The sequence below is a fragment of the Streptomyces sp. NPDC006655 genome, assembly GCF_040703965.1.
Lineage (GTDB): Bacteria > Actinomycetota > Actinomycetes > Streptomycetales > Streptomycetaceae > Streptomyces.
Genome location: NZ_JBEYJU010000186.1, coordinates 1 through 7,699 on the forward strand (window position 1 = coordinate 1; position 7,699 = coordinate 7,699).

The following is a 7,699-nucleotide window of genomic DNA, read 5'->3' on the forward strand; positions in this document are numbered from 1 at the left end:
GCCGACCAGGCAACGACCGAACAAGTGAACCTGAAACCACGTCAAACCGCCCTGACCGGCTAGTCAGCCGCCCCGCACAGCGGGGGAACCTCAGACGCCGCCTACGGCTTCAGCAAGGGCTGGCGGTTCGAACTCGAGCAGGCCGACGTCTTCCACGTCATGGCCACCACCCGGCACGACACCGTCGTCACCCGCTGGTCCATCGACCATCCCGTCCACGACCTGTTCCCCGGTCTGCCGCGGCAGAAGTGGAAGCGCCGTTCCTGCGGCGACGGGGCTCATGGCCGGCGGGTCTATGACTGGGCCCGTGTCGAGGTTCGGCCCTGGCACCGTGATGACCGCCGGCACTGGGTTCTCGCCCGCCGCAGCGTCAGCCGGCCCGAAGAAATCTCCTACTACATCGCCTACTGCCCCGCCGACACCACCCTGGACGAGCTCATCCGTGTCGCGGGCAGCCGGTGGGCGGTCGAGGAATGCTTCCAGACCGCGAAACAGGAGTGCGGCCTGGACGACTACCAGGTCCGCCGCTACCCCGGCTGGCACCGCCACATGACCCTCGCCATCGCCGCCCACGCCTGCCTGACCGTCCTGCGAGCCCGCCAGCTGGACACGGAGAAAGCAGAAACGGATCCTCCCAGCTCATCCCCCTCAGCCTCCCGGAGATCCGACGCCTGATCACCCGGCTCACCAACCGCCGGCCCACCCCCATCGAGCACATCCTGCACTGGTCGACGTGGCGCCGCAGACGCCAACACCAAGCCCGCATCAGCCACTACAAATGACGCGGACACACCCCACCAGAAACTACCCAACCACCAGAACAAACACCGTTGCAGTACTGAGTCACTGCGCCCGTGGAGATCGAATACTTTCGGTCAGGATCTATCCGTGTAGCCGGTTTGTGGTGCACGGTGTGCGGGCGGGCGCGATCCAATCCTCCAGGTGAGGGCCCCTGATGGGCCCTGCTGTCCGCTCCTGCGACGCGGCGCCCGCCGCCCCTCCCGGCCTCCCCACGGGAGGGTCGGCGGCTGCCCGCGCGCGGACGACGGGCCGCCAGCCCGTGCCGCAAGCCCAGCCCTGTGCCGTTCCCGCCGCTGTATGGGGTGATCAGGGCTGGCGGCCGGCCGGGTCTCCGCCTGGGTCGTCGGCGAGTTGGAGGGCCGCGGTGATCCGCTTGCCCACCGGCTCGCGGTGGATCTGGAAGCTCTGGGACAGGGCCATGACGATTTCCAGTCCGTGCTGGCCGACCCGGGCGGGGTCGGGTGCCAGGACGGTGGGCATGGCGGTGCTGCTGTCCCAGACGCTCACCTCGACGGTGCCGTTCCTGATGTCGAGGGTCAGGAGGCAGGGGCCGGGCGCGTATTTGCGGGCGTTGGTCACCAGTTCGCTCACCACCAGCTGCACCATGCCCATGGCGCGGCCTGACACCGGGAGTCCGTGAACGGCCTGCACATCCGTCAGGAAGGATCGGGCGAGGGCGCGGGCGGCAGCGATGTCCTCGCTGCTCTCGAATGCCTCGGAAACCGATATGAACTCGCCGACCAGCGTCTTCCGCTCGTCCTGCGCAGCCTTGTGGTCCATCCGGCCCGTCCCGCTTCTCTCAAGCACAGCCCCAGCCGGATGCGTCTACCCCGTCGACGCAGCTGGATGCATGCGGGCCGCTGACAGTACCCCTGGCAGCAGATGCCTGCTTGCGGGGACCGCCATGGGGTGGGGCAAACTCTCCCGATCCCACTGGCTGACCACCTCAAAGTGTCTGGGCGGGTGCGATCAGCTTTTGCGTGGTGACTTCTGTGGATGATGCCGGTGTCTTCGCTGGCCCTGGATTCCCTCGGGGGTGAGTGCGGCGCTGCGGGTGGGCGGCGTGTCGGTGGCGAAACATTGGTGCCCTGCTGGCCTGTCTCTCTCAGTTTCCTGGTCTGCCTCTCAACAGCGGGTTTCTAGGGTCGTTGTCGTCCCCCGGAGAGCCGGCCCCGCGGTTCTCCGAACTCGATAGTGATGCCCCGTGTTTGGAGACACCCCTGATGCGTGTTCTGCCCCGTCGTGCCCTGCTCGCCGCTCCCATCGCCGTGCTGGCTTTCGCTCTGACCGCCTGCGGCGGGTCCGACTCCGGCTCCGACAGCTCCAAGTCCGCGGCCACCCAGCAGCAGGACCATAACGCGGGCGGTGCCGACGCCGGAGGCGAGGCGGCCGGTGACACCGATGGCAAGACCGAGCCGCCGCTGACCGGCGACGTCAAGACGAAGGCGGAGGCCGCCGCGCTCGCCGCGTACCCGGGCACGGTTGTGAAGTCCGAGGAGGACGCGGAGAAGCCCGGTATGTACGCGGTGGAGGTCAAGCAGGCCGACGGCACCTCGATCGAGGTGTACGTCGACAAGTCCTTCAAGGTCACCGACACCAAGAAGGAAGGCACCGAGGAGACCGAGGACGCCAGCTGACGGCCGGGTCCCGACCCGAGGAAGCGAGAACCCGATGCCGCCCGAGCCCGAGCAACCCTCTTCTTCGCCCACGGACACCGAGGAGACGACGATCCTGGAGCCGGTATCCGATGCCCCGGTACCGGGCGGCTACGGCGACCGCTTCGCGGAGGACGCCTACGACTACCCCTCGTCGACCGCGCACTCCTTCGGCGCCGATCCGGCTGCGACGGATACCGGTGAACCGAGCGCTGCGCCGCCTGTGCCTGCCGGTCGACGCAGCCCCAGGGGGAGGGCCGTGCGGAGCGCGGACGGCTGGCGGCAAGCGGCCCGCCGTCCCCGTTCTGTCCTCACGGCCGCCGCCGCGCTCGTGGTCCTGGGCGGTTTCGGGCTCGCTCTGTCCACGGTCAGCGACACCGTCACCTCCCCGCCCTCCCCGGGCAGCACCGTCCAGGTCTCCGTGCCAAAGCCGCCGGCCACACAGTCGCTGTCGCCGACTGCACCGACCGCCGAGCCGCCTGGCGACGCCGCGAGTTTGACCGCCGCACCCACGCTGACCAGCCTGCCGCCGGACACCGGCCAGGACCGGGAGCGCAGTGACGAACACGGACGGGAGGACCAGAGACGCGAGGACGGCGACAACGCCGACGGCTGACTCCCCGGTCAGCGTTGCCCACCGTCCCGCCACCGCCGTCCGGCCGACACCGTCCTCCCGTCCCTGTCGGCCGGACGGCACCCGCTTGCCCACCGCCCGTCCCGTACGTCTTCTTCGATCCCCGGCGGCTTCCCATGAACCCACCAACTCCCCTGGCTCAGCTGTGCGAGCCTGACGCCATGCGGCTCCTGCTCATCGAAGACGACGACCGAATAGCCGGCCCCCTCACCGAGGGACTGGGCCGCTACGGGTTCACCGTGGACCACGTCCGCACCGGCACCGCCGGCCTCGCCGACACCACGGCCGCGCCGGACCTGGTCCTGCTCGACCTCGGCCTGCCCGACATGGACGGCCTGGACGTCTGCCGCAGCCTGCGCGCCCGCTCCGCCGTCCCCATCATCATGATCACCGCACGCGGCGAGGAAGCCGACCGCATCGTCGGCCTGGAACTCGGCGCCGACGACTACCTCGCCAAGCCCTTCGGCGTGCGGGAGCTGATCGCCCGCATCCGCGCCGTCACCCGCCGCGCGGGGGCTCCCGCGTACGCGCCGTCCGGGCCCACGCAGGCGCCCGAAGCGCAGCAGACGGCCTCCGGCGCACAGGCACTGGGCCCGCTGGGCATCAGCCGCCGCACTCGCGAAGTCCACCTCGACGGACGACAAATAGCACTGACCCCACGGGAGTTCGACCTGCTGGCCTACCTCGCCGAGGAACCGGGGACGGTGTACTCACGCCAGCAGATCATGGACACGGTGTGGGACCCGCACTTCTTCGGCCCCACCAAGACCCTCGACGCTCACGTGGCCGCCCTGCGCCGCAAGCTGGGTGACCCGGCCTGGATCACCACCACCCGCGGCGTCGGCTTCCGCCTCACCGTCCCCGGTGACCCCGTCGCCTTCGAGGCGGCCGGATGACCAGACGCCTGCTGCTCAGCTACCTCGCCCTGACCGTCCTCGTGCTGGCCGGGCTGGAGATCCCACTCGGCTACATCTACGCCCGCGGCGAGACCTCCCGCGCCTCCCAGAGCGTGGAACGCGACGCCTCCATGCTCGCCGAAGTCACCGAAGAGAACATCGAAAAAGGCCAGCTCGACGCCCTGCCCGACGTGGTCGGCGACTACGCCACCCGCACCGGCGGCCACGTCGTGGTCACCGACAAACAGGGCGTCGTCCTGGCCGACTCCGACCCAGCAGCCCGCACCGGCCTCAACCTCGCCGCGCAGCCGGACATCGCCCGCGCGCTGCGCAACCAGCCCACCGTCACCAGGACAACCGACAACACCGGCCGCGACGTCCTGTCCGCGACCATGCCCGGCGCCTCCGGCACCACCATCCGCGGCACCCTCCGCCTCACCTACCCCCTGGACCAGGTCAGCACCCGCGTCCACCGCATCTGGGGCGCCCTCGCACTGGCGGGAACCTGCGTCCTCGCCGCCGTTGCCCTGGTCGCCTTCAGCCTGGCCCGCTGGATCACCCGCCCCCTGCGCACCCTGGAGGCCGCGACCACCCAGCTCGCCGAAGGCCGGCTCACCCACCCGCCCGACACCACCGCCGGACCGCCCGAACTGCGCCGCCTCGCCGCGTCCTTCACACACACCGCCACCCGGCTGCAGCACCTCCTCAAGGCCCAGCAGGCGTTCGCCTCGGAAGCCTCCCACCAGCTGAAAACCCCACTCACCGCGCTGCGGCTGCGCCTGGAGAACTTCGAGCCCTACCTCGATGAGCGCGCCCACCCCAGCCTGGAGGAAGCCGTCAGCGAGGTCGAACGCCTGGGCCGCATGGTGCAGGGCCTGCTCGCCCTGGCCCGCCTGGAGAACACCGCCACCACCCCCGAACCCGTCGACCTGGACACCGTCCTCGCCGAGCGGGTTGCGATGTGGGAACCCCTTGCAGCGGAGCAGTACGTCGCCCTCGACATCACCGGCCCACCCGCCGGCCAGGTATGGGCGATCCCCGGCGCGCTGGAGCAGGTCATCGACAACCTCCTCGCCAACGCCCTGCGCGTCTCCCCGCCCAGCACCACCATCACCCTCCACCGCACCCCGGCCAGCGAACTCCACATCATCGACCAAGGTCCGGGTATGAACGACGCCGACCGCGAGCGCGCCTTCGACCGGTTCTGGCGCTCCTCCGACTCCCATCACGACGGCACCGGCCTCGGCCTGCCCATCGTCCGCCACCTGGTCGATGCCTCCGGCGGCACCATCACCCTCCACCCCGCACCCGGAACCGGCCTCGACGCCCGCATCCACCTGCGGCCCGTCGCCCCGCGTCCCCGCGAGGCGCGCCCGGGCGGCGAGGACTTCGGCTCCCATCGCCCCCTCAGCCGTCGAAAACACACAGCCGGCCGACGATAAGCCCTCGCGCAGGAGTCATCTCCGTCGACCCCGATGTCGGCGACCTGCTGTCCGGCGGCACCGCCGGCCCCCTGCTGCGCCAGTACACCGACGATGTCCAAGCCGTCCGGGTCCTGTGCTTCGTCACCGCCCTGCGCACCGTGGTCGTAGTCGCCTATAGCGAGGTCTGGCCCCCGTTCTCCTGCCCGGCGGCGGCACAGAAACCGCCCCATGAGGGAACCGCCAGCCCGCCGGTCCGAGGCCGGGGTCAGGGGCGCGTGCTGAGGTACCGCACGGACCGCCCCCAGCGCTCCAGCACCGGGGCCATGCACCACTGGCACAGCGGGCTCCCGCCACTGCCGTACCGGTGGGTCCTGCGCTGGCACCCGGCGCACTGCCCGACCCGGTCACCAGGACAGACCAACGCCGACGGATCCGGCTCCGAGATCGGCGGGGGCACGGCAGCGGTCATCACAGGGTCCTCTTTCAGGCGGCACATTTCGGCCACGCCATCCACAGGATATCGGCCCCATGGCACGAACGTTCGGTCAGTGATCCGTGCCCGGGATCGTGTCCTGCCCGCCATCTCCACCCCGAGCGGGCCACCGGGACCGCTCTCAGATCATCACGGCATACTCGACGGCATGAGTTCCGCGAACGGCGGCGAGAGCCGGCCGGACCCGACTACGCCGCATGCGGCGTCGGTGCCGTACCTGACCCAGCGCGAGCAGGCAGGTGCCCGGGCGGTGGCCGTCCACGGCGCCTTCGACGCCAGCTCCGCTCTTCTTCTGGCCTCGGCCCTGCAAGATGCGGCCGCCACCCGTACGACGCTCGTCGTGGATGCGGCTGGGATGACGTTCGCCGGCTCCACCGTCCTGAACGTGCTGCTGAACTTCCACCGGAATCACCGCCTGCGTCTGGCCCGGCCCGCGCGGCAGTTCCTGCGGGTGCTGGAGCTGACCGGCGCGGGCAATGCCTTTCCGGGCGACCGTGGAGGACGCCGTCGCCGCGTGAACCGGCGGCCCTGCCGCGCCGCGGGGCAGACCGTAGTGGCTGTGTAAGCGAGCCGTTGGGGAGTCACCGCATCCGTTGGCGCGCCTATCCGGAGTGTGGTCCGCCACTCGTGGTGATGGTGCGGAGAAGAGCCGGACTCCTCCGACGAACCTGGTTCGGGGCTGCACGCACCATGAGACTGGCAGCCGGTCCAGATGCGTCTGCGCAAGCGCGCGACAGCCGTTGTGATCATGAGCACCGCGGTCGTCACCGCCGTCGCCCCCCCAGGCCATGGCCGTCTCCATGCCCGGGGAGACCAGCAAGACCCCCACGGCCACCACCCGCCACGTCCCCTCCACGGCGGCCGGGGACAGCGGCACCGTCACCGTTGTGTGCGTCGGCGGCTGCTACCAGTAGGCGGCCGTGGCAGTGACCTTGAGGGGAGAGGCCGGGGCGCTTGGCGTTCCCCGAACCCATCTCTTGGCGAACGGCGAGACGGGCAGGCGATGGCGGCATCCAGGTAGCGGACCTGCGGCTGTGCCTCGACTCGGCGGGCCCCCTGTGCACGGCAGGGGAGGCGTCAGGGGCGATCCCCAGGTCACCGATGAGTCCGGCCGGTCCGCCGAGTCTCACACAGCACATGGTGAAGCCGGGGGACCGGCAAAGGGAAGGAGTTACCCGTGGCACAAGTGATCTGTGACATGTCCATCTCGCTCGATGGGTACGTCACCGGCCCGAACGACAGCCGTGAGAACCCGTTCGGTGACGGGGCCTGGATGCTGCACAAGTGGATGTCCGACCAGGCGACCGACGAGGACCGGCCCATCCTGGAGCAGATGGTCGATGACTCGGGTGCGGTGGTGATGGGCCGTACGTCCTTTGAGAAGAACGAGGGTGAGGGCGGCTGGGGCCAGGGCGGCCCGATGGGCGACGTCCCGTGTTTCGTGGTCACCCACCAGCCACCGACCAGGCCGTACCCGCCTGTGTTCACCTTCGTCACCGACGGCGTGGTCAGCGCCATCGAGCGGGCCAAGAAGGCGGCGGGCCACAAGGTCGTCGGGCTGCACGGCGCCACCGTCATGCAGCAGGCGCTCCCGCTCGGCCTGGTCGACGAGATCCGCGTGCACGTGATCCCGGTCCTGGTCGGCGGCGGTACGCCGTTGTTCGGCGCGCTCGGCTCCTCGATCACCCTCGAACGCACCCAGGCACTAGGGTGCGTTTCAGAAGTGGATCTTGATGTGTCAAGATCCACTTCGTGGGGAGGCACGATCTGACGAATGCGCAGTGGGCGAAGCTGGA

General features: G+C 70.1%; 7 protein-coding genes and 1 pseudogene. 7 read left to right on the forward strand and 1 reads right to left on the reverse strand.

Translation table 11 applies throughout. From position 1 onward, the window contains the following. Nucleotides 1-87 precede the first annotated feature (87 nt). A pseudogene (locus AB0958_RS43755) lies at nucleotides 88-675 on the forward strand (transposase); the annotation flags it as partial. A 432-nt stretch (nucleotides 676-1,107) separates the two neighbouring features. On the opposite strand, the gene AB0958_RS43760 reads toward AB0958_RS43755, so the two are convergent. Then, entirely contained in the window at nucleotides 1,108-1,581 is a 474-nt protein-coding gene (locus tag AB0958_RS43760) for an ATP-binding protein (RefSeq protein ID WP_366896060.1), read from the reverse strand. Nucleotides 1,582-2,024: 443 nt separating this feature from the next. Between AB0958_RS43760 and AB0958_RS43765 the strand changes: the two genes are divergently transcribed. The 6 genes from AB0958_RS43765 to AB0958_RS43790 all read left to right on the forward strand — a co-directional run bounded on the left by AB0958_RS43765 (nucleotide 2,025) and on the right by AB0958_RS43790 (nucleotide 7,674). Continuing rightward, entirely contained in the window at nucleotides 2,025-2,438 is a 414-nt protein-coding gene (locus AB0958_RS43765; protein ID WP_366896061.1) for a peptidase, read from the forward strand. Nucleotides 2,439-2,472: 34 nt separating this feature from the next. Beyond that, nucleotides 2,473-3,072: a hypothetical protein gene (locus tag AB0958_RS43770; protein ID WP_366896062.1), complete on the forward strand. Its 600-nt coding sequence runs from the start codon at nucleotides 2,473-2,475 to the stop codon at nucleotides 3,070-3,072. A 179-nt stretch (nucleotides 3,073-3,251) separates the two neighbouring features. Continuing rightward, complete coding sequence (locus tag AB0958_RS43775) at nucleotides 3,252-3,986, forward strand: response regulator transcription factor (RefSeq protein WP_366896063.1); 735 nt, start codon at nucleotides 3,252-3,254, stop codon at nucleotides 3,984-3,986. Beyond that, nucleotides 3,983-5,428 carry a HAMP domain-containing sensor histidine kinase gene (locus tag AB0958_RS43780; RefSeq protein ID WP_366896064.1) on the forward strand — a complete coding sequence of 482 codons (1,446 nt, stop codon included), beginning with the start codon at nucleotides 3,983-3,985 and terminating at the stop codon, nucleotides 5,426-5,428. Before AB0958_RS43775 ends, AB0958_RS43780 begins: the two co-directional genes overlap by 4 nt. Before the next feature lie 623 nt (nucleotides 5,429-6,051). Continuing rightward, nucleotides 6,052-6,468 carry an STAS domain-containing protein gene (locus AB0958_RS43785; RefSeq protein ID WP_366896065.1) on the forward strand — a complete coding sequence of 139 codons (417 nt, stop codon included), beginning with the start codon at nucleotides 6,052-6,054 and terminating at the stop codon, nucleotides 6,466-6,468. A gap of 612 nt (nucleotides 6,469-7,080) precedes the next feature. Further along, nucleotides 7,081-7,674, forward strand: a complete 594-nt coding sequence (locus AB0958_RS43790) for a dihydrofolate reductase family protein (protein ID WP_366896066.1) — start codon at nucleotides 7,081-7,083, stop codon at nucleotides 7,672-7,674. Nucleotides 7,675-7,699: the final 25 nt, after the last annotated feature.

What these genes read in the sequence shown, in the direction of transcription:
- AB0958_RS43760 (WP_366896060.1), bottom strand. Translation starts at nt 1,581, where the DNA reads ATGGACCACAAGGCTGCGCAGGACGAGCGGAAGACGCTGGTCGGCGAG.
- AB0958_RS43780 (WP_366896064.1), top strand. Translation starts at nt 3,983, where the DNA reads ATGACCAGACGCCTGCTGCTCAGCTACCTCGCCCTGACCGTCCTCGTG.
- AB0958_RS43770 (WP_366896062.1), top strand. Translation starts at nt 2,473, where the DNA reads ATGCCGCCCGAGCCCGAGCAACCCTCTTCTTCGCCCACGGACACCGAG.
- AB0958_RS43785 (WP_366896065.1), top strand. Translation starts at nt 6,052, where the DNA reads ATGAGTTCCGCGAACGGCGGCGAGAGCCGGCCGGACCCGACTACGCCG.
- AB0958_RS43765 (WP_366896061.1), top strand. Translation starts at nt 2,025, where the DNA reads ATGCGTGTTCTGCCCCGTCGTGCCCTGCTCGCCGCTCCCATCGCCGTG.
- AB0958_RS43775 (WP_366896063.1), top strand. Translation starts at nt 3,252, where the DNA reads ATGCGGCTCCTGCTCATCGAAGACGACGACCGAATAGCCGGCCCCCTC.